The organism is Mesorhizobium sp. M7A.F.Ca.CA.004.04.2.1, from assembly GCF_004022825.1.
Taxonomy (GTDB): domain Bacteria; phylum Pseudomonadota; class Alphaproteobacteria; order Rhizobiales; family Rhizobiaceae; genus Mesorhizobium.
In genome coordinates this window covers 1-1,111 of the sequence record NZ_RZPH01001426.1, presented here as the reverse complement: position 1 = coordinate 1,111, position 1,111 = coordinate 1, and the positions used below count along the sequence as shown (strand labels likewise).

1 protein-coding gene is annotated in these 1,111 nt (G+C 62.2%); it reads right to left on the bottom strand.

Features of this window, described 5'->3' with window-relative positions; genetic code table 11:
• Positions 1 to 365: 365 nt before the first annotated feature.
• The coding region (locus tag EN893_RS35110; protein WP_128362219.1) for an acetyl-CoA carboxylase carboxyltransferase subunit alpha at positions 366 to 1,111 on the bottom strand (746 nt) is incomplete at its 5' end.

Sequence of the window (1,111 nt, the reverse complement as noted above, 5' to 3'; positions counted from 1 at the left end):
CCATGCCCTTGGCCTTCATGTCGGCAAGGATCTTGTCGGGCAGCGGCTTGTTGGCCTCCGGGGCAAAATCCTTCATCGACGAATTGTTGCAGCCGGCAACGCCGAGGGCGGCTATCAGGATTCCGGTGCGGGCAAGCTTGACAAACATGGCTACGGATATCGTCTTTTCTCTGGCGCCAGGACGCTTCCTGCCCCGGCTGCTACACTGCGCATCGACGGACCCTAAGCCCGTTAACCCTAATAAATTCCTTACCGCAAGTGCCGACGCATCCCCCTGCGGCAGTCTCATTGAGCCGAATGCAGCGGCATTTTTGTGGCAAAAATGCTCCGCCCCGCCACATTGTTGCGGCGAAGGCTGCCTGTGGTCAGAGACTGCGGCCCATGGCCAGGTATTTTTCGCGGCGCTGCTCGCGGAAATCGGTGTTGGCGCCGGCAAAATCCTTCATCGTCCTGGCGATGAGGTCTCCGGTCGCGGCGATCACCGTTTCGGCGCCGCGATGCGCACCGCCGAGCGGCTCGGGGATGATGGCGTCGATGATCTTTAATTCAAAAAGATCCTGCGCGGTGATCTTCATGTTGGTCGCCGCGTCCTTCGATCGCGTTGTGTCGCGCCACAGGATCGAGGCGGCCCCTTCCGGCGAAATCACCGAATAGATGGCGTGTTCGAGCATGTAGACGCGGTTGGCGGTGGCGATGGCAATGGCGCCGCCCGAACCGCCTTCGCCGATGACCACCGAGATCGACGGCACTTTCAGGCCGAGACAGGTCGAGGTTGAACGGGCGATAGCCTCCGCCTGGCCGCGCTCCTCGGCGTTGACACCGGGATAGGCGCCGGCCGTGTCGACCAGCGTCAGCAGCGGGATCTTGAAGCGGTCGGCCAGTTCCATCAGCCGTGCCGCCTTGCGGTAGCCCTCCGGGCGAACCGATCCGAAATTGTGTTTCAGGCGGCTGGCTGTGTCGGAACCTTTTTCCTGGCCGATGATGGCAATGGGTTCGCCGCGGAAACGGGCGAAACCGCCGACGATCGCCTGGTCCTCACCGAAATTGCGGTCGCCGGCCAGCGGCGTGAAATCGGTGAGCAGGCCCTTGATATAGTCGACGCAATGCGGCC